Origin of the sequence: Microbacterium sp. NPDC089696 (assembly GCF_044749125.1) — a bacterium.
Lineage (GTDB): Bacteria > Actinomycetota > Actinomycetes > Actinomycetales > Microbacteriaceae > Microbacterium.
Map to the genome: position 1 here is coordinate 40,997 of NZ_JBIVHF010000004.1, position 26,754 is coordinate 67,750.

The 26,754-nt window shown below is 69.9% G+C and carries 24 protein-coding genes; 8 read left to right on the plus strand and 16 right to left on the minus strand.

Going from position 1 to position 26,754, the window contains the following annotated elements:
* Positions 1 to 4: 4 nt before the first annotated feature.
* Together rpmA and rplU are read right to left on the minus strand one after the other, a co-directional pair.
* Positions 5 to 262, minus strand: a complete 258-nt coding sequence (gene rpmA, locus ACIPY8_RS17765) for a 50S ribosomal protein L27 (RefSeq protein ID WP_017202370.1) — start codon at positions 260 to 262, stop codon at positions 5 to 7.
* Between the two features lie 18 nt (positions 263 to 280).
* The gene (gene rplU / locus ACIPY8_RS17770; protein ID WP_050723826.1) at positions 281 to 589 is read right to left on the minus strand and encodes a 50S ribosomal protein L21; all 309 of its coding nucleotides are present in this window, start codon (positions 587 to 589) and stop codon (positions 281 to 283) included.
* Between the two features lie 212 nt (positions 590 to 801).
* Here rplU and ACIPY8_RS17775 point away from each other — a divergent pair, with 212 nt between their 5' ends.
* Positions 802 to 1,071 carry a DUF4031 domain-containing protein gene (locus tag ACIPY8_RS17775; protein WP_400821071.1) on the plus strand — a complete coding sequence of 90 codons (270 nt, stop codon included), beginning with the start codon at positions 802 to 804 and terminating at the stop codon, positions 1,069 to 1,071.
* Here the strand turns inward: ACIPY8_RS17775 and ACIPY8_RS17780 are convergent.
* Positions 1,033 to 3,468: an Rne/Rng family ribonuclease gene (locus tag ACIPY8_RS17780; protein WP_400821074.1), complete on the minus strand. Its 2,436-nt coding sequence runs from the start codon at positions 3,466 to 3,468 to the stop codon at positions 1,033 to 1,035. The genes ACIPY8_RS17775 and ACIPY8_RS17780 overlap by 39 nt on opposite strands.
* A gap of 293 nt (positions 3,469 to 3,761) precedes the next feature.
* Between ACIPY8_RS17780 and ACIPY8_RS17785 the strand changes: the two genes are divergently transcribed.
* Positions 3,762 to 4,373: a vitamin K epoxide reductase family protein gene (locus ACIPY8_RS17785; protein WP_400821077.1), complete on the plus strand. Its 612-nt coding sequence runs from the start codon at positions 3,762 to 3,764 to the stop codon at positions 4,371 to 4,373.
* 72 nt (positions 4,374 to 4,445) lie between these two features.
* On the opposite strand, the gene ndk is transcribed toward ACIPY8_RS17785, so the two are convergent.
* The 5 genes from ndk to ACIPY8_RS17810 all read right to left on the minus strand — a co-directional run bounded on the left by ndk (position 4,446) and on the right by ACIPY8_RS17810 (position 11,185).
* The gene (gene ndk / locus ACIPY8_RS17790) at positions 4,446 to 4,862 is read right to left on the minus strand and encodes a nucleoside-diphosphate kinase (RefSeq protein ID WP_400821079.1); all 417 of its coding nucleotides are present in this window, start codon (positions 4,860 to 4,862) and stop codon (positions 4,446 to 4,448) included.
* Position 4,863: 1 nt separating this feature from the next.
* Positions 4,864 to 5,295 (minus strand): DUF4233 domain-containing protein, encoded by a 432-nt coding sequence (locus ACIPY8_RS17795; RefSeq protein WP_400821081.1) that lies wholly within the window; start codon positions 5,293 to 5,295, stop codon positions 4,864 to 4,866.
* Positions 5,292 to 6,644: a bifunctional folylpolyglutamate synthase/dihydrofolate synthase gene (locus ACIPY8_RS17800; protein WP_400821084.1), complete on the minus strand. Its 1,353-nt coding sequence runs from the start codon at positions 6,642 to 6,644 to the stop codon at positions 5,292 to 5,294. Before ACIPY8_RS17800 ends, ACIPY8_RS17795 begins: the two co-directional genes overlap by 4 nt.
* On the minus strand, positions 6,641 to 10,006 hold the full coding sequence (gene ileS / locus ACIPY8_RS17805) for an isoleucine--tRNA ligase (RefSeq protein WP_400821087.1): 3,366 nt from the start codon (positions 10,004 to 10,006) through the stop codon (positions 6,641 to 6,643). The genes ACIPY8_RS17800 and ileS overlap by 4 nt, the downstream gene beginning before the upstream one ends.
* A 339-nt stretch (positions 10,007 to 10,345) precedes the next feature.
* The gene (locus ACIPY8_RS17810; protein WP_400821089.1) at positions 10,346 to 11,185 is read right to left on the minus strand and encodes a DUF559 domain-containing protein; all 840 of its coding nucleotides are present in this window, start codon (positions 11,183 to 11,185) and stop codon (positions 10,346 to 10,348) included.
* 258 nt (positions 11,186 to 11,443) lie between these two features.
* Here ACIPY8_RS17810 and ACIPY8_RS17815 point away from each other — a divergent pair, with 258 nt between their 5' ends.
* Entirely contained in the window at positions 11,444 to 12,094 is a 651-nt protein-coding gene (locus tag ACIPY8_RS17815; RefSeq protein WP_400821092.1) for a pentapeptide repeat-containing protein, read from the plus strand.
* Between the two features lie 12 nt (positions 12,095 to 12,106).
* On the opposite strand, the gene ACIPY8_RS17820 is transcribed toward ACIPY8_RS17815, so the two are convergent.
* The 4 genes from ACIPY8_RS17820 to ACIPY8_RS17835 are packed head-to-tail and all read right to left on the minus strand — an operon-like array spanning position 12,107 to position 17,009.
* The gene (locus ACIPY8_RS17820) at positions 12,107 to 13,618 is read right to left on the minus strand and encodes a dipeptide ABC transporter ATP-binding protein (protein ID WP_400821095.1); all 1,512 of its coding nucleotides are present in this window, start codon (positions 13,616 to 13,618) and stop codon (positions 12,107 to 12,109) included.
* Complete coding sequence (locus ACIPY8_RS17825; RefSeq protein WP_400821097.1) at positions 13,615 to 14,427, minus strand: ABC transporter permease; 813 nt, start codon at positions 14,425 to 14,427, stop codon at positions 13,615 to 13,617. The genes ACIPY8_RS17820 and ACIPY8_RS17825 overlap by 4 nt, the downstream gene beginning before the upstream one ends.
* A complete protein-coding gene (locus ACIPY8_RS17830; RefSeq protein WP_400821100.1) occupies positions 14,424 to 15,365 on the minus strand; it encodes an ABC transporter permease in 942 nt (313 codons plus the stop codon). The genes ACIPY8_RS17825 and ACIPY8_RS17830 overlap by 4 nt, the downstream gene beginning before the upstream one ends.
* Positions 15,366 to 15,398: 33 nt before the next feature.
* The gene (locus ACIPY8_RS17835; protein ID WP_400821103.1) at positions 15,399 to 17,009 is read right to left on the minus strand and encodes an ABC transporter substrate-binding protein; all 1,611 of its coding nucleotides are present in this window, start codon (positions 17,007 to 17,009) and stop codon (positions 15,399 to 15,401) included.
* Between the two features lie 167 nt (positions 17,010 to 17,176).
* Between ACIPY8_RS17835 and valS the strand changes: the two genes are divergently transcribed.
* Both valS and ACIPY8_RS17845 read left to right on the plus strand, forming a co-directional pair.
* Complete coding sequence (gene valS, locus ACIPY8_RS17840; RefSeq protein WP_400821105.1) at positions 17,177 to 19,786, plus strand: valine--tRNA ligase; 2,610 nt, start codon at positions 17,177 to 17,179, stop codon at positions 19,784 to 19,786.
* Positions 19,786 to 20,001: a hypothetical protein gene (locus ACIPY8_RS17845; protein ID WP_400821107.1), complete on the plus strand. Its 216-nt coding sequence runs from the start codon at positions 19,786 to 19,788 to the stop codon at positions 19,999 to 20,001. Before valS ends, ACIPY8_RS17845 begins: the two co-directional genes overlap by 1 nt.
* Here the strand turns inward: ACIPY8_RS17845 and ACIPY8_RS17850 are convergent.
* The 4 genes from ACIPY8_RS17850 to tdh all read right to left on the minus strand — a co-directional run bounded on the left by ACIPY8_RS17850 (position 19,998) and on the right by tdh (position 23,103).
* Positions 19,998 to 20,216, minus strand: coding sequence for a hypothetical protein (locus ACIPY8_RS17850; RefSeq protein WP_400821108.1), 219 nt, complete (start codon positions 20,214 to 20,216; stop codon positions 19,998 to 20,000). The two genes, ACIPY8_RS17845 and ACIPY8_RS17850, sit on opposite strands and share 4 nt — an antisense overlap.
* Complete coding sequence (locus ACIPY8_RS17855) at positions 20,213 to 20,809, minus strand: ArsR/SmtB family transcription factor (RefSeq protein ID WP_400821110.1); 597 nt, start codon at positions 20,807 to 20,809, stop codon at positions 20,213 to 20,215. Before ACIPY8_RS17855 ends, ACIPY8_RS17850 begins: the two co-directional genes overlap by 4 nt.
* A gap of 72 nt (positions 20,810 to 20,881) precedes the next feature.
* Positions 20,882 to 22,060, minus strand: coding sequence for a glycine C-acetyltransferase (locus ACIPY8_RS17860; RefSeq protein WP_400821112.1), 1,179 nt, complete (start codon positions 22,058 to 22,060; stop codon positions 20,882 to 20,884).
* Positions 22,060 to 23,103, minus strand: a complete 1,044-nt coding sequence (tdh, locus tag ACIPY8_RS17865; RefSeq protein WP_400821113.1) for an L-threonine 3-dehydrogenase — start codon at positions 23,101 to 23,103, stop codon at positions 22,060 to 22,062. Before tdh ends, ACIPY8_RS17860 begins: the two co-directional genes overlap by 1 nt.
* An 81-nt stretch (positions 23,104 to 23,184) precedes the next feature.
* Here tdh and ACIPY8_RS17870 point away from each other — a divergent pair, with 81 nt between their 5' ends.
* From ACIPY8_RS17870 to ACIPY8_RS17880, 3 genes are read left to right on the plus strand one after another with little or no spacing between them, the layout of a single operon-like run.
* A complete protein-coding gene (locus ACIPY8_RS17870; RefSeq protein ID WP_400821115.1) occupies positions 23,185 to 24,096 on the plus strand; it encodes a LysR family transcriptional regulator in 912 nt (303 codons plus the stop codon).
* Entirely contained in the window at positions 24,093 to 26,144 is a 2,052-nt protein-coding gene (locus ACIPY8_RS17875) for a M3 family metallopeptidase (RefSeq protein WP_400821117.1), read from the plus strand. Before ACIPY8_RS17870 ends, ACIPY8_RS17875 begins: the two co-directional genes overlap by 4 nt.
* Positions 26,137 to 26,754, plus strand: coding sequence for a class I SAM-dependent methyltransferase (locus ACIPY8_RS17880; RefSeq protein ID WP_400821119.1), 618 nt, complete (start codon positions 26,137 to 26,139; stop codon positions 26,752 to 26,754). The genes ACIPY8_RS17875 and ACIPY8_RS17880 overlap by 8 nt, the downstream gene beginning before the upstream one ends.

The window sequence follows — 26,754 nt, forward strand, 5'->3', positions numbered from 1 at the left end:
GTGATCACTCGGCAGCGGCGACGATGTTGACGACCTTGCGGCCGCCCTTCGCGCCGAACTCGACCGCACCGGCGGCGAGGGCGAACAGCGTGTCGTCGCCACCACGGCCGACGTTCACGCCGGGGTGGAAGTGCGTGCCGCGCTGGCGGACGATGATCTCGCCGGCGAGGACCTGCTGTCCACCGAAGCGCTTGACGCCCAGTCGCTGTGCGTTGGAGTCACGACCGTTGCGGGTGGAGCTTGCGCCCTTTTTGTGTGCCATGTCCTGGTCTCCTCGGTCTTACTTGATGCCGGTGATCTTGACGCGCGTGAGCTCCTGGCGGTGGCCCTGACGCTTCTTGTAGCCGGTCTTGTTCTTGTACTTCTGGATGACGATCTTCGGGCCGCGGAGGTTGCCGAGAACCTCTGCCGTGACCTTGACCTTCGCCAGCTTGTCAGCGTCGGTGGTCACCGTGGCGCCGTCGACGAGCAGCACCGCGGCGAGCTCGATCTTCTCGCCCTGAGCAGCCTGAACACGGTCGAGCTGAACGATCGTGCCGACCTCGACCTTCTCCTGCCGCCCACCGGCGCGCACTACTGCGTAAACCACTTCATACCTGTTTCGTTGGGGAGCGCGAGGCTCCGAGAATCTCACGGGAAGACTGTTGCTTGCATGCGTCGCAGGGCGACGGGTGCGAACGCAAGACTCTCCGCTTCGACCGTCGGGGACGACGCGGCATGCGCACCAAGGGACTACTTTACCGGATGGGATGCGGTGTCGCAAAACGCGCCCGGGGTGTGTCCCGGTCGTAGGCTGGCGGGATGACCGTTCTCGTCGACGACCCGCTCTGGCCCGCGCACGGACGGCTCTGGGCGCACCTCGTCAGCGACGAGAGCCTCGACGAGCTGCACGCGTTCGCCCGCGCGCAGGACCTCCCGGCTCGCGCCTTCGACCTCGACCACTACGACGTCCCGGAGGACGCCGTGCCACGGCTCATCGCCGCCGGCGCGGTGCACGTCGAGGGCAAGGAGCTGGTGCGTCGGCTGATCGCCTCAGGACTCCGCGTCCGGGGTCGCGACCGGCGCCGCTGACTCCGAGTTCACGGAGACCGGGGTGCCGGTGAGCGCGGCGGTGGTCACGCGACGGCGCCCCCTCCCCTGCCCCGGGGCCTTGGGCTCCGGGAGGGCGTCGAGCACCGAGTCGAGCAGCTGCTCGGCCGGCGACTTCGGGCCCTTGCGGTCACCGCTGCGCTTCTTGCGGGGCTTCTTCGCGCGCTCCGGGGACGCAGACGCATCGGGCTGCTCGGCGACGGGCGCCGCGGCATCCGCGGCTCCCTCCGAGGCCGCCGGCCGCGAGGACGCCGCGATCTGCGCGAGCGCCGTCTTGGCTCCTTCGGGGATGCTGTGCGTCGTACCGGTCGCGGGCGCCTGGCTCTGGTTCTGGCCGTTCCCGCCGCCGCCTCCGCGCTGACGACGGTTCGAGGAGCCGCCGTTCCCGTTGCCCCCGCCGTTGCCGCCGTTCGAGCGGTGCTTGACCACGGGGTCGTGGTGCACGATGACACCGCGGCCGGCGCAGACCTCGCACGCCTCGCTGAAGGTCTCGAGCAGGCCGAGGCCGAGCTTCTTGCGCGTCATCTGCACGAGGCCGAGCGAGGTGACCTCGGCGACCTGGTGCTTCGTGCGGTCGCGGCTGAGGCACTCGATGAGTCGACGCAGCACGAGGTCACGGTTCGACTCGAGCACCATGTCGATGAAGTCGACGACGATGATGCCGCCGATGTCGCGCAGGCGCAGCTGACGGACGATCTCCTCCGCGGCCTCGAGGTTGTTCTTCGTGACGGTCTCCTCGAGGTTTCCGCCCGAGCCGACGAACTTGCCGGTGTTGACGTCGACGACCGTCATGGCCTCGGTGCGGTCGATCACGAGCGAACCGCCCGAGGGCAGCCAGACCTTGCGGTCGAGCGCCTTCTCGATCTGCTCCGTGATGCGGAACGCGTCGAACGGGTCGACCTCGTCCTCGTACGACTCGACGCGCTCGAGCAGGTCGGGTGCGACGCTCTCGAGGTAGGCGCGGATCGTGCGCTGCGCGTCCTCGCCCTGGATGAGCATCTTCGTGAAGTCCTCGTTGAAGACGTCACGGACGATCTTCACCAGGAGATCGGGCTCGGCGTGCAGGAGTGCCGGCGCCTGCTGGTTCTCGACGGTCTTGCGGATGTGCTCCCACTGCGTGGTGAGGCGCTGCACGTCCCGCGTGAGCTGCTCCTCGGTCGCGCCCTCGGCGGCCGTGCGGACGATCACACCGGAGGACTCCGGGAGGACCTCCTTGAGGATGCGCTTGAGACGCGCGCGCTCGTTGTCGGGGAGCTTGCGGCTGATGCCGTTCATCGATCCGCCGGGCACGTACACGAGGTAGCGACCGGGAAGCGAGATCTGGCTCGTCAGTCGGGCGCCCTTGTGCCCCACGGGGTCCTTGGTGACCTGCACCAGGACGCGATCTCCGGCCTTGAGAGCCAGTTCGATACGACGCGGCTGGTTGCCGAGCTCGACACCGTCCCAGTCGACCTCGCCGGAGTACAGCACGGCGTTGCGGCCGCGGCCGATGTCGACGAACGCGGCCTCCATGCTGGGCAGCACGTTCTGCACGCGACCGAGGTACACGTTGCCGATGAGCGAGGCGTCCTGGTTGCGGGCGACGTAGTGCTCCACGAGCACGCCGTCCTCGAGCACACCGATCTGCGTGCGGCCGTTCTTGGCGCGGACGACCATCTTGCGGTCGACGGACTCGCGACGCGCGAGGAACTCGGCCTCGGTCACGACGGGGCGGCGGCGACCGGCGTCCCGTCCGTCACGGCGACGCTGCTTCTTCGCCTCGAGACGGGTCGATCCCTTGATCGCCTTCGGCTCGGTGATGTACTCGACCACGCGTTGACGCGGCTGACGGGGCTCGTCGCGCTGGTCGCCGTCGTCGGATCCGCCGCGACGACGGCGCCCGCGGCGGCCGCCGGTGGGCTCGTCGGCGTCGCGGTCCAGGTCGCGGTCGGCTCCGCGGTCACGACCGGGGCGGGCGGGAAGCGGAACGATCTCGGGCGCGTAGAACGCGAGACGCGTCGACACCTGCGACACGAAGACCTCGGGCAGAAGGCCCAGCGACACCGCCGTCACGGGCTCGGGCTTCGCCGGCGCCGCGGGCTTCTTCTCCGTCTCGGAGTCCGGAGTCTCGGCCTCGGCGGGCTCAGCGGCCGGGGCATCAGCCTCGGCCTCGGGCTCGGCGGATGCCTCCGCCTCCGCGGGAGCCTCGACCTGAGCAGGAGCCTCGGCTGCGGGCTCCTCGGCGGTCGGAGCCTCGTCGACCTCCACGACCGTGTCCTCGGCGGGGGTCTCCTCGGCGGCGGGCTCCTCGGGAGCCTCCGCGGTCACCTCTGCGGGCGCGTCGGCATCCGCAGTGAGGTCGAGGGTAGGGGCGTCGTAGTCATTGTTGTCATCGGCCATCTCTGGCGTACTCCTCGCGCGGTGCACCAGGTGCTCCGCGAATTCTCATGCAGCTCCCGCAGGTGCCGCGAACTCATTCGGTGTGCGACCGGCTCATGGCTCTGGTCACGAGGGGCATACGGCCCCGAAGTCTTCGACGATGCGTGCTGCGACCGGGTCGAGCGGTGCATCACAGGCCATTATCGCACCAAGTGCGCGAGTTCGCGGCATCCGACCGTCTCGCGAGCCGCGTGCCCCGTTATCTCTGGCCCGCCTCACGCCCCATCCATAGCGATCGCTGTGATAATCCACATATGAGCGAGCAGCGCACCCGCCCCACCGTCTACGCGGTCTGGTTGATCATCGCGAGCGTCATCGGCCTCACGGCCGCGTTCGCCCTCACGGTGGAGAAGTTCGTGCTTCTCGAGAACCCGTCGGACGCGCTGTCGTGCGACATCAGCCCCTTCATTCAGTGCAGCAAGAACCTGAACTCCCCCCAGGGCGAGGTGTTCGGGTTCCCGAACCCCCTCCTCGGCCTCATGGGATGGATGGCTCCGCTGATCGTGGGCGTCGCGGTCCTCGCCGGTGCCCGCTTCCCGCGCTGGTTCTGGGCCGTGTTCGGCGCCGGCATCACCTTCGCGTTCGGCTTCGTGTGCTGGCTGATCGGCCAGAGCCTCTACGACCTCTTCGTCCTGTGCCCCTGGTGCATGATCACGTGGGCCGTCACGATCCCCACGTTCTTCGCCACGATGCTGCACCTCACGCGCAACGGCACGTTCACCGGCAACGAGAAGATCAAGGACCGCGCGAACAGCCTGATGGCGTGGGTGCCGCTCGCGACCGTCCTCGCATACGCCGTGATCATCCTGCTCGCGCAGCTGCAGGGCCTCGACTTCCTCGGCGAGATCGCCCGCATCCTCTTCTGATCCACCGGTATCCACCCGGACACGACGAAGCCCGCCGCACAGCACGTGCAGCGGGCTTCGTCCTGAGTCGGCTCAGTCGAACCAGATGCCGAGCTCGCGAGCGGCGGACTCGGGGCTGTCGGAGCCATGCACGAGGTTCTGCTGCACCTTGAGGCCCCAGTCGCGGCCGAAGTCGCCGCGGATCGTGCCGGGGGCGGCGGTGGTCGGGTCGGTGGTGCCGGCGAGCGAGCGGAAGCCCTCGATCACGCGGTTGCCGGCGAGGCGGATCGCCACGGACGGACCCGAGAGCATGAACTCGAGCAGCGGCTCGTAGAACGGCTTGCCCTCGTGCTCGGCGTAGTGGGCGGCGAGACGGTCGCGGTCCGGCTCCACGAGACGGATGTCGACGAGGGCGTACCCCTTCGACTCGATGCGTGCGAGGATCGCGCCGGTGAGGCCGCGGGCGACGCCGTCGGGCTTGACGAGGACGAGGGTTTCTTCGGTGGCCATGTCATTCACTCTCTGTCTGAGTCTCTGTCGGAGTCTGAGTCCCGGTCGCGGGCGCATCCGGACGTCGTGCGTCCAGACGAGCCCCCATGATCGTCGCATACGCCCACATGCCGCCGAAAATCACGACCACGAGCAGGATCGCCGGGACGAGGATCGCCGACAGCGCGATCACGACCTGGATCACCCAGCCCGCCGTGATCGCCCACGGCTTCGTGATCATGCCCGCGACGGCGATGCACGCGAGTCCCACGACGCCGCCGGCGACGATGCCCCACCACTGGGGGATGCCGGCGGGGAGCGTCTTGAGGCCGAAGATCGTCAGCCCCGCGAGGAACACCACGATCGACTCGAAGCCCAGCACGATCGGGGCGAGCTTCTGCACGAGCGTCCTCGGCGGTCGGGGGCGAGGTGCCGGAGCGGAGTCGGCGCTCATGCGCGCCACCCCGACTTCCAGTCCTCCTCCTCGGCGAGCGTGATGGCCTCGCCCGCGAGGACCACCGAGCCCGCGATCACGACGGCCCGACGGTCGGACGACGCTGCCCACTCGCGCGCGGCGTCCGCGGCCTCCGCCAGGGTCGGGTGCACCGAGACGCGGTTCCCCGTGGCCTCCACGAGGTCGGCGATCGCGTCGGCGTCGCTGGCCCGGTCGGAGTCCGGCGCTGTCGCGAACACGTGCGCCGCAGCGGGAGCCAGACGCGCGACGATGCCGGCGGCGTCCTTGTCGGCGAGGATGCCCAGCACCACACCCCACTCGTCGAAGTCGAAGCTGTCGTCCATGGCCTGCACGAGCGCCGCGGCGCCGTGCGGGTTGTGCGCGGCGTCGACGATCACGGTCGGGGCGACGCCGAGCAGCTGCAGGCGGCCCGGAGAGGTCGCACCCTGAAGGCCCTCCGACACGATGTCGTCGGCGATGCGCTGCTGCGCTCCCCCGATCAGCGACTCGACGGCCGCGATCGCGAGCGCGGCGTTGTGCCCCTGGTGCGCGCCGTACTGGGGCAGGTACTCCTCGACGTACTCGCCCGCGAGCCCGCGGATCGTGAGGAGCTGCCCGCCGACCGCGAGCTTCTGGTCGGCGAGGCCGAAGTCGGCGCCCTCGAACGCGATCGTGGCGTTCCGCTCGCTGGCGACGCGCCGAAGCACCTCCGCGGCGGCCTCGGGCTGCTGGGCCGACACGACGGCCGCGCCCTCCTTGATGATTCCCGCCTTGACCTGGGCGATCTCGGCGATCGTGTTCCCCAGACGGTCGGCGTGGTCGATGTCGATCGGCGCGAAGACCGCGACGTCGCCGTCAGCGGTGTTCGTGGAGTCCCACTCGCCGCCCATACCGACCTCGAGCACCAGCACGTCGACGGGAGCGTCGGCCACCGCGACGAACGCGAGCACGGTGAGCAGTTCGAAGAAGGTCAGCGGCTCCTCACCCGACGACTCCAACTCGGCGTCGACGATGCCGACGAAGGGCTCGATCTCGTCCCAGGCGTCGGCGACGGCCGCGTCGGCGATCGGCTCGCCGTCGATCATGATCCGCTCGGTGAAACGCTCCAGATGCGGGCTCGTGAAGAGGCCCGTGCGCAGGCCGTGCGCCCGCAGCAGGCTCTCGATCATCCGCGCGGTCGAGGTCTTGCCGTTCGTGCCCGTGATGTGCACGACGCGGTACGTGCGCTGCGGGTCGTCGAGCAGTTCGAGGATGCGCGCCGTCCGCTCCTTGCGGGGCTGCACCCAGCGCTCGCCGGCACGGCCGAGGAGCGTCTCGTAGACGGCATCCGCTCTGTCGCGTGCGCTCATGCGAGGGCTCCTGTCCTGCTGACGGCGACCGTGAAGTCGCCTCTGTTGGCGTACGTGCCCTGAGCGATCGTCGCGGAGAACTCGGGCTCGGCGGGCACCGCACCCTGCTCGAGCAGCACCTCGTCCTTCGCTCCGAGCGCGAACGCGGTCGACAGGGTCTCCCCCGCGATGTCCGCGATATCGAAGGCGCTGCGGACCGCGAGGAGGTCGTCGCCCGATGTGAACCACAGCCGCAGCGCGATGCGGTCGCTCACATCGAAGTCGGCGTTCTTGCGGGTCTCCTGCACGGCGCGGATCACGTCGCGCGCGAGACCCTCGGCCTCGAGCTCGGGCGTGGTCGTGGTGTCGAGCAGCATGAAGCCGCCTCCGGGGACGAGGGCGAGGGCCTCGCCCTCCGGGCGTCCGGCGGTCTCCAGCACGAGGTCGTACTCCGACGGCTCCAGGGCGACGCCGCCCGCGGTCACGACGCCGTCGACCTCCGACCAGTCCCCCGCCTTCGCGGCCTTGATCACGGTCTGGACGTTCTTGCCGAGGCGCGGACCCGCCGCGCGGGCGTTGACGCTCAGGCGGTGGCTGATGCCGTAGTCGACCGCTGTCGTCTCGGACTGCGCGACGAGCTCCACGGCCTTGACGTTGAGCTCCTCGCGGAGGATGTCCTCGAACTGGCCGAGCGTGTCGGCGAGCGGCGACACGACCGTGAGGCGCGCCAGCGGCAGCCGCACGCGCAGCTTCTCCTTCTTGCGCAGCGCGTTGCCGACGCTGGACAGCTCGCGGACGGCATCCATCGCGTCGCGGATCTCGTCCGCCGCGGGGAACGCGTCGGCGTCGGGCCAGTCCTGCAGGTGCACGCTGCGCCCGCCGGTGAGCCCCTGCCAGACGCGCTCGCTCACGAGCGGCACGAGGGGCGCGGCCACGCGGCAGAGCGTCTCGAGCACCGTGTACAGGGTGTCGAACGCCTCGGTCGACGACCCCTCCCAGAAGCGATCGCGCGAGCGGCGGATGTACCAGTTCGTGAGCACCTCGGCGAAATCGCGCAGACGCGCCGACGCGGTCGTGGAGTCGAGTCCCTCGAGGTCCGCACGCACCTCGCGGACCAGGTCGCCGAGCCGGGCCAGGATGTACCGGTCGAGGACGTCCGTGGAATCCGTGCGCCACGTCGCCTCGTAGCCACCGGCCTTCGCCGCGTTCGCGTACGTCGCGAAGAAGTACCACGAGTTCCACAGCGGCAGCAGGAACTCGCGCACGCCCGAGCGGATGCCCTCCTCGGTGACCGCGAGGTTGCCGCCTCGCAGCACCGAGCTCGACATGAGGAACCAGCGCATCGCGTCGGAGCCGTCACGGTCGAGCACCTCCGACACGTCGGGGTAGTTGCGCAGCGACTTCGACATCTTGTAGCCGTCGCTGCCCAGCACGATGCCGTGACAGCTCACGCCCGTGAACGCGGGTCGATCGAACAGCGCGGTCGACAGCACGTGCATGACGTAGAACCAGCCGCGGGTCTGCCCGATGTACTCGACGATGAAGTCGGCCGGTGCGTGCGAGTCGAACCACTCCTGGTTCTCGAACGGGTAGTGCACCTGTGCGTACGGCATCGACCCCGAGTCGAACCACACGTCGAAGACGTCGTCGATCCGGCGCATCGTGCTTTTCCCCGTGGGGTCGTCGGGGTTCGGTCGGGTGAGGTCGTCGATGTACGGACGGTGCAGGTCGACCTCGCCCTCGGGGTTGCGTGGCAGCGTGCCGAAGTCGCGTTCCAGCTCCTCGAGCGAGCCGTAGGTGTCGACGCGCGGGTACTCGGGGTCGTCGCTCTTCCACACCGGGATCGGCGATCCCCAGTAGCGGTTCCGGCTGATCGACCAGTCGCGGGCGCCCTCGAGCCACTTGCCGAACTGGCCGTGCTTCACGTTCTCCGGCACCCAGGTGATCTGCTCGTTGTTCGCGAGCAGGTCGTCCTTGATGTCCGTGACGCGGATGAACCAGCTCGACACGGCCTTGTAGATCAGGGGGTTCCGGCACCGCCAGCAGTGCGGGTAGGAGTGCACGTAGCTCTGCTCGCGCACCAGTCGGCCCTCGCCGCGCAGGAGGCGGATGAGCGGCGTGTTGGCGTCCATCCACAGCATCCCCGCGACATCCGTCACGTTCGGCAGGAACTTGCCGCCGTCGTCGAGCGACAGGATCGTCGGGATGCCGGCCCCGCCCGCGACCCGCTGGTCGTCCTCGCCGTACGCGGGAGCCTGGTGCACGATGCCGGTGCCGTCGCTGACCGTGACGTAGTCGTCGACGAGGATGCGCCAGGCGTTTTCGGTGCCGTACGTCTCGGCATCCGCGTAGTAGTCGAACAGGCGGTCGTAGGTGACGTCCTGCAGCTCGGATCCGCGCACGGTCCGGTCGACCGCGGCGAGCGCGTCCTCGGGGCTCTCGTAGCCGAGGTCCTTCGCGTAACCGGCGAGCAGCGCGCGCGCCAGGAGGTACCGATGCGCGGAGGCCTCGACGACGGCATCCGTGGTCCCGGCGGCGGCGTGCACGTCGGCCGCGCCGTTCGGGCCCGCCGGCAGCACGACGTACTCGATGTCGGGCCCCACGGCGAGCGCGAGATTGGTCGGGAGGGTCCACGGGGTGGTCGTCCACGCGAGGGCGCGCACCGCGGTGAGGCCGAGCGCCTCGGCCTTCGCGCCCGTGAGCGGGAAGGTCACCGTAACGGACGGGTCCTGGCGGTTCTGGTACACGTCGTCGTCCATGCGCAGCTCGTGCGCGCTGAGCGGTGTCTCGTCACGCCAGCAGTACGGGAGCACGCGGTAGCCCTCGTACGCGAGGCCCTTGTCGTACAGGGTCTTGAACGCCCACAGAACGCTCTCCATGTAGCCGAGGTCGAGCGTCTTGTAGCCGCGCTCGAAGTCGACCCAGCGGGCCTGACGCGTGACGTAGTCCTGCCACTCGTGCGTGTACTTCAGCACCGAGGAGCGCGCCTTCTCGTTGAAGACGTCGATGCCCATGGCCTCGATCTCGCTCTTCTCGGTGATGCCGAGCTGCTTCATGGCCTCGAGCTCGGCGGGCAGACCGTGCGTGTCCCAGCCGAACACGCGATCGACCTTCTTGCCGACCATGGTCTGGAAGCGCGGGAAGACGTCCTTCGCGTACCCGGTCAGCAGGTGCCCGTAGTGCGGCAGGCCGTTGGCGAACGGCGGGCCGTCGTAGAACACCCACTCGTCAGCGCCGTCGCGCTGCGCGATCGAGGCGCGGAACGTGTCGTCCTGCTCCCAGAAGTCGAGCACCTCGCGCTCGATCTCGGGGAAGCGCGGGCTCGGGGCGACGGAGGCAGCCTGGTCGGCGGCGGGGCCGAAGGAGGAACGCGGGTAGGTCATGTCGTCTCGCAGGAGTCGTGGCGGATGCTGCTGCGAGGACGATCCTCCGGATTCCCGGGTGACCGCGGTACCACCTCGCGTGCCGCGCCTCACGGCGGGGCCACTCTCACTGCGGCTGTGACGGGCCTGCCCCGCTCGGTTCTACTGAGCCCCTCCCCTACGGGCGGAGCCGTTCTTCCGAGAGCTCCCCGGTGATGGCCGGATCGATGCTCGTCCCTCCAGTGTACGCGTCGCCCGGGCCCCGTGCGCCGTACGCCCCCGAAGGCGATGTGCACTCCAGAAGGTCAATCGCGCGGCATCCGTCCTTCGTGAGCGCGCATCTCCTTCGTCGCTGCCCGTCTACCTCGCGCGATGGAGCCCCTGGGCGACCGCGCGCATGATCAGATCCTGCACGGCGGGCCAGTCGAACATGATCTGCGCGTACGACAGTCGGATGACGTGATACCCCATGAGCCGGAGTTCGGCGTCGTGCCGGATGTCGTCGCTGCGCTGCGCCCCGACGTGATGTGCGCCGTCGATCTGGACGACCAGGCGGTCGCCGATGAGCGTGTCCACCCGGTGCCCCGCGATCCAGATCTGCACGCGGACGGGTTCGCGCAACCAGCGCAGCCGCTGGCGCAGGTAGGTCTCGAGCCCGGCATCCGCGAAGGGAATCGCCTGCGCGAGCACGTCTCGCGCGGCGGGCTTCCAGGAGTAGTTCCGTAACGCGTCGAGTGAGACCAGCGATTTGTTGAGCGCCGACTCCCACGTCGCGAGAGCCTGCTCGAACGGTTCGCACTCGGCGATGTGGGCGAGCACGTTCTCGATCGGGTCGACGAGGGCGTCCGGATCACGCGACACGACCGGGCGGCCCCAGTGCAATCGCGCAGCGATCGGAATCCGCCCCGTCGAATGAGGCGGGACGGCGAAGTGCGGCGGTCCCGTCGGGTCGTGGATCCAGAGCCCCAACAGGCCCGCCTGCGTGCGACAGGTGAGGACCACCCCGAAGCGCGCGGCCGCGATGAGCGTGCGCTCCGCGCCGGGGTCAGCGAGCCAGCCGCGGCGAGGGCGGATGATGAGACCGCGGCGCAGCGCCTCGTCGACGCATCGACGTGAGAAGCCTCGTTCCGCGACCCACTGCGTTCGGACGACACCGCCTTGACGAGCCAGCACCTCGATCAGTTCTTCGGCTTTCCGCATCCGCCGAGCATCCTCGCCGTCGGCCCGTCGATCACCGACGCGACGCGCGCAACGCAGAGGCTGTGGAGAATCCGCCGAGCATCACGTCTGCGGAGGAGGGAGCGAGCGATCACCCGAGCAGGCGATGTGCACCCCCGACGGTGGCGTGACGCGGATCGGACCTTGTTACGTGCACAATGCCTCCTGAAACGTGCGCATCGCCCGCGGACGCCCGGCCTGCGACGGCTCGACGTCGGACCCGCGGCCTACGCTCGAGGCATGGCCCGCGCATCCGACTCCCTCGTCGCTCCCCGTGTCTCCGCTCCTGACCTGCCACCGCGGCTCGAATCCGCTCACCCCGCCCGCGGCGCCGACCTTCTCGCGGCGCGTCTCGACCTCGACGGCACGGTCGATCTGGCGCACTCCTCCCTCGAGCAGTGCACGATCTCGGCGGATGCCGACGCGGTCGACCTCACGGGAGCGACCCTGATCGACGTCGAGATCACCGACGCGCGCATCGCCTCGCTGCGCCTGCGCGACGCGAACCTCCGACGCGTCCGCGTCACCGGTGGGCGCCTCGGCACCCTGGACCTGAGCGGTGCGCGCATCGACGAGCTCGAACTGCGCGGCGTGCGGATCGATTACCTGAACCTCGGCGGCGCGAAGGCGAAGGATGCCGAGATCACGGACTGCGGCATCCGCACGCTCGACATCCCGCAGGCGGAGCTGACGCGAGTGCGGTTCACCGGCACCCGCACGGACGAGGTCGATCCGCGCGGTCTGCGCGCCGTGCACGTCGACCTCCGCGGGCTCGACGCCGGGGCGTTCCTCGACGCGAACAGCCTGCGCGGCACGACCCTGTCGTCGTTCCAGGTGCAGCAGCTCGCCCCCGTGCTCGCCGCGGGCATCGGCATCCGCGTCCTCGACTGAGCCCGGAGCGGATCAGCGCCGCGGGGAGCCGTTCGCCTCGAGCAACTCCCGCGTGAACGGATGCTGCGGCGCGGCGAACACCGCATCCGTCGCACCCTTCTCGACGATCACGCCGTCCTGCATCACGATGACCTCGTCGGCGACGGCGCCGACCACGTCGAGGTCGTGCGACACGAACACCATCGTGAGGTCGCGGTCCCGCTGCAACCGGAGCAGCAGGCGCAGCACCTTCTCGCGCACCGAGGGGTCGAGCGCCGAGACCGGCTCGTCGAGCACGAGCACTTCCGGCTCCGCGGCGAGAGCCCGCGCGATCGCCGCGCGCTGACGCTGTCCGCCCGAGAGCGCGAGGGGTCGACGCGACGCGAGCTCCGGGTCGAGGTCCACTTCGCGCAGCAGGTCGTGCACGCGGGCGGCGCGCTGGGCGCGAGGCACTCCCCCGGCGGCGAGCGCCTCCCGCAGCGAGCGCCCGATGGTCCACCGCGGGTCGAACGCACCGAGGGGGTTCTGATGCACGAGCTGCACCCGCCGCCGACCGCCCGTCCAGCGCACCGCGCCCTCGTCGGGCGTCTCCACCCCGACGATCAGGCGCGCGAGGGTGGTCTTGCCGGATCCGGACTCCCCGACCACGCCGAGAGTCCGCCCCTCGGGAACGGTGAACGAGGCGTCCGACACCGCGACGAGATCTCCGTAACGCCGCGTGGCCCCGGTCACGACCAGCACCGGATCCGCCGCCTCGCCCTGAGGTGCGCGCGGCTCGTGGATCGTGGCCGCGATGAGCTGCCGCGTGTAGTCGTGCTGCGGCGCCTCGAGCACCTCGGCCACCGGGCCGGACTCCACCACGACGCCGTCGCGCATCACGACCACGCGGTCGGCGATCCGACGCACGGCCGCGAAGTCGTGGCTGATGAAGACCACTGCCGTGCCGGCATCCGCGATGTCGCGCAGCAGGGTGAGGATGCGCGCCTGCACGGTGGCGTCGAGCGCGGTCGTCGGCTCGTCCGCCACGAGCACGGCCGGGTCGGCGGCGAGCGCCGAGGCGATGAGCGCGCGCTGCCGGAGCCCGCCGGAGAGCTCATGCGGGTACTGCCGTTCCCGGCGCTCGACGTCGGGCATCCACACACGTCGCAGCAGCCCACGCACCCGCTCACGCAGAGCGTCGCGTCCCGTCACCAGGTCGTGCAGCCGCAGCGGTTCGGCGATCGCGGCACCCACGCGCTGCAGCGGGTCGAGGGAGACGAGCGCGTCCTGCGACACGAGAGCCACCCGGCGTCCGCGCAGGGCACGCCATCGCCGCTCGCTCAGGCCTCGGGCATCCGTCCCGTCGACGACCAGCCGGTCCAGCCGCACGCGTGCCCCCTCGGGGGTGAGGCCGAGCAGCGCGCGAGCGGTGAGGGTCTTCCCGGCACCCGACTCCCCCACGATCGCGACGCACTTCCCGCGCTCGACCTGCAGCGAGACGCCGTCCACGACGGGTGCGCCGCCGAAGTCGATCCGGAGGCCCTCGAGCTCGATCGCGGCGCTCATGCCCGGCGTCCCTCTGCCCGCGCACGCAGCACGCGCCCGACGATCGTCGCCGCGATGACGGTCACGGTGATCGCGATGCCGGGGAACACCGCGATCCACCAGGCCTGACCGAGCACGTTCCGTCCGCCGGCGAGCATGAGGCCCCATTCCGGAGTCGGCTCCGACGGTCCGAGACCCAGGAAGCTCAGACCGGCGGCCGCGAGGATGCTGGAGCCGATGCCGATCGTCGCGAGCACGCTGAGCGAGCCGAGCACCCCCGGCACGACGTGTCGCAGGAACGCCTGCGTCGGCGGTACGCCGAGGATGCGCGCGGCCTCGACGTGCTCCGCCCCGCGCAGCGTGCGCGTCTGCACGCGGGCGAGCCGCACGTAGACGGGGGCGGCGGCGAGCGTCACGGCGATCGCGATGTTCACGGGTCCGGGGCCGAGCACCGCGACGACGACGAGCGCGACGAGGAACTCCGGGAACGCCATGAGCACGTCGTTCACCCGCATGAGCGTCACGTCGACCCCGCGCGGCGCGAGTCCGGCCAGCGCGCCCACGATGAGCCCGGCGACGAGCGCGATCGCCGTCGCGAGCAGCCCGATGCCGATCGACCTCCCGGCGCCGAAGACCACCCGGGAGTACACGTCGCGACCGCTCTGGTCCGTGCCGAACAGATGCTCCCCGCTGGGCGGCAGCAGCGCCGAGCGCACGTCCGTCTGCAGCGGATCGTGCGTGGCGAGCAGGCCGGGGAACGCCGCGATCAGCGCGAGGAGCGCGAGCACGCCGATGGCCGCCCACAGCAGCACGCTCTGCCCCCGCCTCATCGGACACCGACCCGCGCCGCGCGGAGCCGCGGATCGAGAAGCGGATGCAGCAGCTCCACCACGAGGTTCACGACGACGAACACGACCGCGCTCAGCAGGATGACGCCCGTGATGACCGGGAGGTCGCGGTTGCTGATCGCCGCGAGCGTGACACGGCCGAGACCCGCACGGGCGAACACGGTCTCCACGAGCACGGCGCCGCCGAGCACCGAGCCCGTGAGGTACGCGGCGAGTGTGAGCGCGCCGGACGCGCCGTGACGCAGGCCGTGGCGCAGCGTGAACCACGAGGGGCTGGCGCCGCGGGCGCGGACCGTCTCGGCGAACGGCATCCGCTCCGCCTGCGTGAGGCCGTCGCGGAGCACCTGACTGAGCAGCGCGGCCACCGGCAGCGCGAGCGTGATCGCGGGCAGCACGATGGTCGCGGGATTGCGGGCGCCGGAGACGGGGAACCAGCCGAGTCCGAACGCGAACACGCTGAGCAGGATCAACCCGATCCAGAACACGGGCGACGACAGGATGACGAGTTCCACTCCGGAGGCGACGGCACGCCCCACCTGCCCGCGCACGAGCACCGCCACCGCGAGCGCCAGCACGGCCGCGATCAGCAGGGCGAGTGCGGAGAGCTGCAGCGTGGGGCCGAGCTGGCGTCCGATGACCTCTGTCACCGGCATCCTCAGTTGGTACGACTCCCCGAGGTCGCCGCGTGCGAGCTGCCCGATGAATGTCACGTACTGCTCGAACGGCGGTCGGTCCAGTCCGAGCTCGGCGCGGATGCCGTCTTTCACGGCCTCGCTCACCTGCGCCTGAGGACCGAGCATGACCGACACCGGGTCGCCCGGGATCACGCGGAACGCGAGGAACGCGAGGGTCGCCGCACCCCACAGCACGATCACGACGGATGCCGCGAGGCCCGCGATCCGGATGAGCGCAGCCTTCACGTCCCGCTCCGCTCGTTCAACGACTCTGGGTGATCAGTCGACGCTCACATCGTAGAATAGCGGCCGGCCGTAGAGGTCGTAGTCCAGACCGCTCACGCGACCGCCGACCGCGGTGATCGCAGAGGGGACGTAGAGCGGCACGATCGCCTGATGCGTCGCGTTCCACTCCTGCAACTGCGTGTACAGGTCGTCTCGCTGGGCCTGGTCGCTCGTCGCGACGGCCTGCTCGAGCAGCGTGTCGACCGCCGGATCGGACACCTGCGAGGCGTTCTGGAAACCGTCGGTGTGCAGGTGGTTGCGCAGCAGGTCGGGATCGACCCCCGAGAAGCCCCAGTCCGTGAGGTCGAACGTCTTGGGCCCGTACTGCTCGTTGTAGGCACCGGGCTCGAGGACCTCGCGGACCACGTCGATGCCGATCGCCTTGAGGTCCGACTGGATCGCGTTCGCGAGGGCGGCACGGTCGTCGGGCACGGGCGTGTAGGCGATCCAGCGCACCGAGAGCGGCGCGCCGTCCTTCATGCGGATGCCGTCGGCGTTGCGCTCGGTCCATCCGGCCTCGTCCAGCAGTGCGTCCGCGGCGTCCGGGTCATAGGGCCAGCTGTCCTCGAGGGAGGCGTCGTAGCCGGGTGTGGTCGGCCCGAGGATGCTCCAGGCGCGCGGGAACTGGCCGAAGAAGATCTCCTCCACCGCGGCGTCGACGTCGATGCCGCGGGCGAACGCCTGGCGCACCTTCTCGTCGGCGAACACGCCGTACTTCTCGTTCAGGTACAGCGAGTACGGGAGGCCCGGATACTCGACCGAGTCGACCGTGACGTCGGCGCCGAGGTCGCCGGCGAGGTTCGGCGGGATGTTGCTCGCGATGTCCGCCTCGCCGCTCTCGACGACGCCGGCGCGCACCGAGGCCTCGGGCTGGATCTCGACGCGCAGCGTCTCGACCTTCGGCGCCTTCTCGTCGTGCGGACCCCAGGCGTAGTCGTCGTTGCGCGTGTACACGATCTCCTGGTCGGGCGTGTACTCGGTGAGCTCGTACGGGCCGGTGCCGACGGTGATGCCCGGTCCCCCGGCCTTGAGCTGATCGGCCGACTCGGCGAGCACCTTCGGCGAGTAGAAGCCGAGCTGCGGGGTGCTGGCCGCCTGCAGGAAGGGCGCGTACGGCTGTGTGAACGAGACGGTCACGGTGTGGTCGTCGATCACCTCGGTGCCCGCGTAGAAGTCGGCGCCCAGCATGCTCGCGGCCTGCGCGGACTCCGTCTCGGGGTCGACGATCCGGTCGAAGTTCGCCTTCACGGCCTCGGCGTCGAAGGGCTCGCCGTCGGTGAACGTGACGTCGTCGCGCAGAGTGAAGGTGTACTGCGTGCTGTCGGGCGAGACGTCCCACTTCGTGGCCAGCCAGGGGCTGAAGGAGCCGTCCTCCTCCTGGAACACGAGGGAGTCGAGCACCGCGCGCTGCACCATGCCCGACACGTCGAGCTGGCTCACCTGCGGATCCATGTGCCCGGCGGCGAGGTTCGCGCCCTCGATCGACCACACGAGCTCGCCGCCCTCGGCGTCGGAGGAGGCGGCGGTGCAGGCGCTGAGCGCGAGCGCGGAGACGGCGGCGAGCGCCACGAGAGGGAGGACGCGGCGTGCGGGGTGTGCGGGCATGGCTATTCCTCGGAAGAACGGGTCGGGATGTCTCGATTCTAGGGCCGATTCTTGGACTCGGTCGATCTGCGGTCGGATCCGCCAGTGCTCTCCCTCGGTACACTGGAGCCACAACCCACACTCAGGCACGCTCACACAGTGCCGCATACATCGCTCGAGGAGACCTCATGGCCGCGTCCGCACACTCGCAGATCCCTGACAAGCCCGCACTCGAAGGTCTCGAAGCGAAGTGGGGTGAGTCCTGGTCCGCGCAGGGCACCTATCTGTTCGACCGCATCCGTGCCGCGCAGTCCGGCCGCGACGGCGTCTACTCGATCGACACGCCTCCGCCCACGGCATCCGGCAGCCTGCACATCGGCCACGTGTTCTCGTACACGCACACCGATGTCAAGGCGCGGTTCGAGCGCATGCGCGGCAAGACCGTGTTCTACCCGATGGGCTGGGACGACAACGGCCTGCCCACCGAGCGTCGCGTGCAGAACTACTACGGCGTGCGGTGCGACCCCTCGCTCCCCTACGAGGCCGATTTCACTCCCCCGTTCGAAGGCGGCGACAACAAGTCCAGCCGCGCCGCCGACCAGAAGCCGATCAGCCGCCGCAACTTCATCGAGCTGTGCGAGCGCCTGACCGTCGAGGACGAGAAGCAGTTCGAGGCGCTGTTCCGCCAGCTCGGCCTCTCGGTCGACTGGACCCAGACGTATCGGACCATCTCCGACGACACGATCCGCCAGAGCCAGCTCGCGTTCCTGCGCAACCTCGAGCGCGGCGAGGCCTACCAGTCGCTCGCGCCGACGCTGTGGGACATCGACTTCCGCTCGGCGATCGCCCAGGCCGAGCTCGAGGACCGCGACCAGCAGGCCGCGTACCACACGATCGACTTCCCGTTCGCGGACGGCTCCGGCTCCATCACGATCGAGACCACCCGCCCGGAACTGCTCCCCGCGTGCATCGCGATCGTGACGCACCCCGAGGGGCCGCACAAGCACCTGATCGGCACGAAGGTGCGCACGCCGTTCTTCGGAGCCGAGATCGAGATCCACGGACACCACCTCGCGCAGCCCGACAAGGGCACGGGCGCGGCCATGGTCTGCACGTTCGGCGACGTGACCGACATCATCTGGTGGCGCGAGCTCCGCACGACCGAGGGTCGCGATCTGCCGAACATGACGACGATCGGCCTCGACGGGCGCTTCCTGCCGACCGCTCCGTCGATCGTCGAGAACGCCGCGGCCGCCGACTGGTATACCGCGGAGCTCGCGGGCAAGACCGTGTTCTCGGCCCGCAAGGCGATCGTCGAGAAGCTGCAGGAGACCGGCGACATGACCGCCGTCGGCAAGCCCTTCAACCACGCCGTGAAGTTCTTCGAGAAGGGCGACCGCCCCCTCGAGATCGTGTCGACCCGCCAGTGGTACATCCGCAACGGCGCCCGCGACGGCGAGCTCCGCGACGAGCTGCTCACCCACGGCACCGAGGTGGCCTTCCACCCCGACTTCATGCGGGTGCGCTACGAGAACTGGGTCGGCGGTCTGACCGGCGACTGGCTCGTGTCGCGGCAGCGGTTCTTCGGCGTGCCGATCCCCCTCTGGTACGGCCTCGACGAGAACGGCGAGCGCGACTACGACCGTGTGCTCGCCCCCGACCACGCGTCGCTGCCTATCGACCCGACGACCGACGTGCCGGCGGGCTACACCGAGGACCAGCGCGGCGTTCCCGGTGGGTTCGACGCCGAGGCCGACATCCTCGACACCTGGGCGACGTCGTCGCTCACCCCGCAGCTCGCGGGCGGGTGGCAGCGCGACGAGGAGCTGTGGGACCTCACGGCGCCGTTCGACCTGCGCCCGCAGGGCCAGGACATCATCCGCACCTGGCTGTTCTCGACCATGCTGCGTTCCACGCTCGAAGACGGCCGGGCCCCGTGGCGCAACGCCGCGATCTCCGGCTTCATCGTCGACCCCGACCGCAAGAAGATGTCGAAGTCCAAGGGCAACGTGGTGACGCCGGCCGACATCCTCGACGCCCACGGATCGGACGCCGTGCGCTACTGGGCCGCATCCAGCCGCCTCGGCATGGACGCCGCGTTCGACCCGCAGAACCCCACCCAGGTGAAGATCGGCCGTCGTCTGGCGATCAAGGTCCTGAACGCCGCGAAGTTCGTGCTGTCGTTCCCCGTGCCCGAGGGCGCGCAGGTGACGCACGCCCTCGACGCGTCGATGCTCACCGCGCTCGACGCCGTGGTCGTCGACGCGACGAAGGCGTTCGAGAACTACGACCAGGCCAAGGCGCTCGAGGTCACCGAGGCTTTCTTCTGGACGTTCTGCGACGACTACCTCGAGCTCGTCAAGGAGCGCGCCTACGACCAGACGAACGTGGGCCAGGCATCCGCCGCTCTCGCGCTGCGCCTCGCGCTGTCGACGCTGCTGCGCCTGCTCGCCCCGGTCATCTCGTTCGCGACGGAAGAGGTGTGGTCGTGGTTCGAGGAGGGATCCGTGCACACGGCATCCTGGCCGGAGCCCCTGCGCATCGAGGGCGACACCTCTGTGCTCGCCGTGGCCAGCGAGGCGCTGATCGGCATCCGCCGCGCGAAGACCGAGGCCAAGGCCTCGCAGAAGACGCCGGTCTCGCACGCCACGATCGCCGCGCCCGCTGCGAAGCTCGAGGCACTGCGCGCCGCGGCGGACGACCTCCGCGCGGTGGGGCGCATCGCCGAACTGGAGATCGTCGAGGCCGCGGAGTTCGCCGTCACCGAGATCGTGCTCGCGCCGGTCGAGGGGGCATGATGCAGCTGGGTACGCGGTGGGCCACCGGATCGGCAGCCCCGGCATCCGTCCCCGCGGCGCTTCGACCGGCGATCGCCGGGGTCGAGGCCCGCGGGCTGGTCGGTCACTGGACCCTCACGTGGCTCGAGGGGCGCGCGATCGCCGAGCTCGACGCCGGCTGGGAGGTCGTGCAGACCGCCAGCGGTGACGTCGTCGCGCGGCCCTTCGAGGACTAGCGCCGCGGCACGCCCATCTGGGCGAGCAGGTGCTCGACGGCCCGAGGGTCCTGCCGGCGGGACTGCTGCTCGCGGAGCAGGTCCCGGGCGACCTCGCGCCGCTCGGCACGGGCGGCGATGCGGTTTTCGACGAACGCCGTCAGGTGCGAGGCGACGGTCAGGATACGACGCTCGACGAGCGTCGGAGCCGTCAGGTGGAGAGCGGCGCTGGTCATGATTCCTCCGTACGTGCGTCGATGGGCAGATCGAAGAGCTCGGCGCGCAGGGATACGCGTCGGGAACCGGGGGACGACTCCCCCTGGTATCGCTCGACCACGCGGTCGACGACCTCGGTCAGCTCGGCCTTGAGTTCGGCCATCTGCTCGACGGTGAGGTCGAGGTATGTCGTCATGACGATGCCGGCATCGCGCCACTCCTCGGGGACCTCCGCCTCGTTGCGGTTCAGGTAGGCCATGAGCGTCTCGTGACGGAGGCGGAAGAACTCGGCGGTGACGATCTGCGCCGAGGCGCGATTCGACGGGGTCATGCTGTCGTCGGGGCCTGGTAGGTCGATGCGCCCCTTGGGTCGCTCCCACCAGCGCTCCCGTGCCGTGCCCCGCCCCTCGACCTCACGGATGAGGTCGTGCGCCGCGAGGGCGCGGAGGTGGTAGCTCATCGATCCGGAGGTCTCCCCCACGAGGGCGGCCAGCGTGCTCGCCGTCTGCGGACCGCGCTCACTGAGCAGGTCGAAGATGCGCACACGCAGCGGGTGCGCGAGCGCCTTGAGCGCTCCGGCATCCAGACTGCGGGACTCCCGTGTGTTCGTCATGCATGCAAAGATACGCTTGCAAATGTTTCTTTGCAAGTATTTCTTTGCAATGACTTCTTTGCACCCTTCCGGTCAGACGACCGACGCGCGCGCGGCGACGAAGGCGGCGACGCAGCGCTCGACCTGCTCCGGCGTGTGCGCCGCCGACAGCTGCACGCGAATGCGCGCACGGCCACGCGGCACGACCGGGAAGCTGAAGGCGGTGACATAGACGCCGTGCTTCTGCATCTCGCTCGCGATCCGCGCGGTGACGGCGGCGTCGCCGAACATCACCGGCACGATGGGGTGCTCGCCGGGAAGCAGGTCGAACCCCTCCGCCGTCATGCGCTCCCGGAACAGGGTCGCGTTGTCGCGCAGCCGCGCGCGGAGGTCGGCCGAGCCCTCCACGAGGTCGAGGGCCGTGAGCGTGCCCGCGACGATCGACGGCGCGAGCGTGTTGGAGAACAGGTACGGACGCGAGCGCTGACGCAGCAGCGCGACGATGTCGGCGTGCGACGCCACATATCCGCCCGACGCCCCGCCGAGCGCCTTGCCGAACGTTCCCGTGTAGATGTCGACGCGGTCGGCGACGCCGCACAGCTCCGGCGTGCCGCGGCCGTTCTCGCCGACGAACCCCACGGCGTGCGAGTCGTCGACGAACACGAGGGCGTCGTAGCGTTCGGCCAGGTCGCAGATGTCTGCGAGCGGCGCGATGTACCCGTCCATCGAGAAGACGCCGTCGGTCACCACCACCCGGAAGCGGGCATCGGATGCCGCGCGCAGCTGCCCCTCGAGGTCGGCCATGTCGCGGTTGCGATAGCGCAGGCGCCGCGCCTTCGAGAGCCGGATGCCGTCGATGATCGATGCGTGGTTGAGTTCGTCGGAGATGATCGCGTCCTCCGCGCCGAACAGCGTCTCGAAGACACCGCCGTTCGCGTCGAAGCATGAGGAGTACAGGATCGCGTCGTCCGTGCCGAGGAAGCCGGCGAGCCGGCGCTCCAGTTCGAGGTGCTGCTCCTGCGTACCGCAGATGAACCGGACGCTGGCGAGCCCGTAGCCCCACTCGTCGAGCGCGCTCTTCGCCGCGTCGCGGATGCGCTCGTCGTCGGCGAGCCCGAGGTAGTTGTTCGCGCAGAAGTTCAGCACCTCGGCGCCGTCCGCCGTGATCTCAGCGCTCTGCGGCCCGCGGATGCCGCGTTCGTGCTTGGTCAGCCCGGCCTCCTCGATCCCGGCGAGCTCCGCGGCCACATGCGTCTGAAAGGTCCCGTACATCACAGCTCCGTCCAATCGAGGATGATCTTTCCCGTGCCGGCCGACTCCGCCGCCGCGAATCCGCGCTCCCACTCCCGGGCGGGGAGTACCTCGGCGATCACGCGGCCGATCGACTCGCGCAGGGTCGCGCTCGTCTGCAGCATCGCACCCATCGCGTTCCACGTCTCGAACATCTCGCGCCCGTAGATGCCCTTGATCGTGAGCATGTGCGTGACGAGCTTGCCCCAGTCGATCTCGAAGCCCGCGCTCGGGAGCCCGAGCATGGCGATGCGTCCGCCGTGGTTCATGTTGTCGATCATGGCGGGGAGCGCCGACGGGGCGCCGCTCATCTCGAAGCCGATGTCGAAGCCCTCACGCATCCTGAGCGCCTGTTGCGCCTCGCGGATGTCGTCCTGCGAAACGTCGACGACGTGATCGGCGCCCATGAGTGTCGCCATCTGCAGACGGGGAGCACTCACGTCCGTCGCGGCGATGAAACGCGCGCCGGCGTGCCGGGCGACCGCGATCGCCATGAGGCCGATCGGACCGCATCCGGTGACGAGCACGTCCTCCCCCACGAGGGGGTAGGTCAGCGCGGTGTGCACGGCATTGCCGAGCGGGTCGAAGATCGCGCCGAGCTCGGGGCTGACCTCGGCATGGTGGACCCAGACGTTGGCGGCGGGCAGCGCGAGGTACTCGGCGAAGGAGCCGTCCCGCTGCAGGCCGAGGCCGATCGTGCGGATGCACATCTGTCGACGTCCGGCGCGGCAGTTGCGACACGTGCCGCACACGATGTGACCCTCGCCCGAGACGCGGTCACCCACGGCGATGTCGTGCACGAGGGGTCCGACCTCGACGACCTCGCCGTAGAACTCGTGACCAGGGATCAGCGGCGCATCGATCGCCGATGCAGCCCAGTCGTCCCAACGGTGGATGTGCAGATCGGTGCCGCAGATGCCGGTGCGGAGCACCCTGATCACGACCTCGTCGGCGGCGGCGACAGGATCGGGACGATCGACGAGTTCGAGTCCCGCGCCGCGTTCGGCTTTGAACAGTGCCCTCATGCCTCGATCACACCGCACTCGACGATGTAGAACAAGACCCGGCTCCTGGACGATTGATGTAGTGGTAGCTAAACTATGCGGATGGAGATCCACCAGTTGCAGATCCTGCGCGAGCTCGGAGCGCTCGGCAGTATGGCGGCTGTCGCGGAAGCCCTGAACGTGACCCCGTCGGCGGTGTCGCAGCACCTGGCGGCTCTCCAACGCGGTTTTCGCACGCCGTTGACGCGCAAGGACGGACGGCGCCTCGCGCTCACCTCCGCGGGTGAGGCGCTCGCCGCTGCCGGCGCCGAGGCGATCGACGCGATCGCGGCAGCGCGCAACGCCGTCGACGATTTCGAAGGCGACGCGGCCGGCGTCGTCACGGTCAGCGGCTTCCACAGTGTCGGACAGGCACTGTTCGGCGAACTCGTCCGCGAGCTCTCCGACACAGGCGACGAGGCCCCCACCGTGCAGCTGACGGACGAGGATGTCGCGCAGAGCGAGTTCCCTGCGCTCACGGCGCGCTACGACCTGGTGCTCGCGCATCGGATGGAGCACTCCGCTCCGTGGCCGACGCAGGGTGTGCGGAGCCTCACGCTCGCCAAGGAGCCGCTCGACGTCGCGGTCGCCCGGAGTCATCCGCTCGCCGCGCGATCGCGGGTGACTCCGGCAGACGTCGTCGCCGGCCCGTGGGTCACGAGCCGCGCCGGCTACTCCCCCGACGACGTGCTGGGCGCCGTGGCCGCGGTCGCCGGGCGCCCGGTCGAGATCCGGCACCGTATCAACGACTACGGAGCGGTCGCCGCGGTGGTCGCTGCCGGCGGGGTCATCGGGATGCTGCCGCGATACACGTCGCGCACGGTCGACGACCGCGAGATCGTGCGGCTCCCGCTGCGCGGTGTGTCGACGCACCGGGTGATCGACGTGCTCGCCCGCCCCGAGAACCTGCGCCGCCGCTCCGTGCGCCTCGTCGTCGACGCCCTCGGACGCGTCATGGCTAGGCTCAAGGGATGACCGACGAGACGAATCCGCTGCTCCAGCCGTCGACCCTCCCCTACGGACTCCCCGACTACGCACGCATCCGTCCCGAGCATTACCTGCCCGCATTCCGCGCCGCGTTCGAGGAGCACCGAGCGGAGATCTCCCGCATCACGATGGTGCGGTCGATGCCGACCTTCGAGAACACGATCGAGGCGCTCGAGCGCTCCGGCGAACTGCTCGACCGGGTCTCCCACGCGTTCTACACCGTCAGCTCAGCGGACGCGACACCGGAGATCCAGGCGGTCGACGAGGAGCTCGCGCCTCTCATGGCCGCGCATCACGACGCCGTGACGCTCGACGGAGCGCTCTACTGGCGGGTGCAGCAGGTGCACGCGCAACTCGCCGACCTCGATCTCGACGCCGAGCAGCGCTACCTCGTGGAGCGGCACCACCGCGAGATGACGCATGCGGGCGCGGGTCTCGACGACGAGGCCAAAGCGCGCCTCACCCTGCTGAACCAGCAGCTGTCGACGCTGAGCACCACGTTCGAGCGCAACCTCCTGAACGACACGAACGATCTCGCCGTGGTGTTCGACTCCGCCGAGGAGCTCGCGGGGCTCGGCAGCGGAGAGCTGTCGGCCGCGGCGCGTGCCGCTCAGGAACGTGGTCTGGACGGGCGGTTCCTCGTCTCGCTGCCGCTGTTCACCGGTCACCCGTATCTCGCGCAGCTGCGCGACCGCGAGTCCCGTCGCCGCATCATGGAGGCGTCGCGCAGTCGGGCCTCCCGCGACGACGCGAACGACAACCGGCCGGTGCTCACCGAGATCGTGCGACTCCGCGCCGAGCGCGCCGCTCTGCTCGGGTATCCCTCGCACGCTGCGTACGTCACGGCCGACGAGACCGCGGGGACGCCCGAGGCGGTCGAGCGGATGCTGCGCCAGCTGGCCGCACCCGCTGCCCGGAATGCCCGGGCCGAGCTCGCGGCCCTGCAGGAGATCGTCGACAGCGAGGAGTCCGAGCCGTTCACCGTCGAGGCGCACGACTGGGCGTTCTACACCGAGAAAGTCCGCGCCGCCCGCTACGACATCGACACCGCCGCGCTGCGTCCGTGGTTCGAGGCGGAGCGCGTGCTGCGGGACGGTGTCTTCGCCGCAGCGACCCGGCTGTACGGGGTCACCTTCGCGGAACGTCACGATCTCGTCGCATATCACCCCGGCGCGCGGGTCTTCGAGGTGAGCAACGAGGACGGATCGACGCTGGGACTCTACGTGCTCGACCTCTACACGCGTGACTCGAAGCGCGGCGGCGCGTGGATGAACCCGATCGTCAGCCAGTCGCGGCTCCGCGGCACGGCGCCGGTCGTCGTGAACAACCTCAACGTCGTTCAGCCGGGCGCAGGAGAGCCGACCCTCCTCACGCTCGACGAGGTCACGACGCTGTTCCACGAGTTCGGGCATGCGCTGCACGGGCTGTTCGCCGTCGTGACCTACCCGCACTTCTCCGGGACGAACGTGTTCCGCGACTTCGTCGAGTTCCCCAGCCAGGTCAACGAGATGTGGATCCTGTGGCCCGAGGTGCTCGCGGACTACGCGCGTCATCACGAGACGGACGAGCCCCTGAACCCGGCGATCGTCGAGCGGCTGCGTGCGGCGGAGACGTTCGACCAGGGCCACGCGACGAGCGAGTACCTCGCGGCCGCCTGGCTCGATCAGGCGTGGCACACGCTGGGCCCCGATGCGGACACCGGTGACGTCGCGTCCTTCGAGGCGGCGGCGCTCGCGGACATCGGGCTCGACGACCCCGCGGTGCCGACACGGTACTCCTCGACGTACTTCGCCCACGTCTTCTCGGGAGGCTACAGCGCCGGGTACTACTCCTACATCTGGAGCGAGGTGCTCGACGCCGACACCGTGGAATGGTTCCGCGAGAACGGCGGTCTCACCCGAGAGAACGGCGACCGGTTCCGCGAGCGCCTGCTCGGTGTGGGCGGTTCGAAGGACCCGCTCGAGGCCTACCGCGACTTCCGCGGTCGGGACGCCGAGATCGCCCCGTTGCTGAAGCGCCGCGGTCTCGATGGGTGACCGCATCGATCGCATCCGTCAGGCCTTCGACGCACGCGCGGGGTCGTACGACGACAGCGAGATGCACCGGAGTCTCGCCGAAGCCCTGGCAGCGACACTCCCCCTCGACGGCGCGTCGACGGTCGTCGACATCGCCACCGGTACCGGTCTCGTACTACGCGCCCTCGCAGACCGCGCCGCGGAGGTCGATGCTCGCCTCATCGGCGTGGACGTGTCCTCCGGGATGCTGGAGGTGGCACGGCGCGAGCTTCCGGGCGCGGAATGGATCGAGGCCGACGCGGCACGCCTGCCGCTCGCGGATATGTCGGCCGATGCAGTGCTGTGCGTCACGGCTCTCCACATCATCCCCGACGTGCCGGCCGCGCTGCACGAGTGGCGACGGATCCTCCGCCCCGGCGGTCGCCTCGTCACGGCGACGTTCTGCTCGCCTCATCTGAGCGGCGTTCCCGATCCGTCGGCGTCGCAGCCCTACCCGCGCGACCATCAGCCGTATGCCAGCATCGACGCGATCGCGCAGCGGTTCGCACCTGCGGGCTTCGACCTCGACGACCAGGGCGAGTGGAGCGACGGCGTCGATACCGTGCTCATCGCCGGCTTCCACCGCATCTGA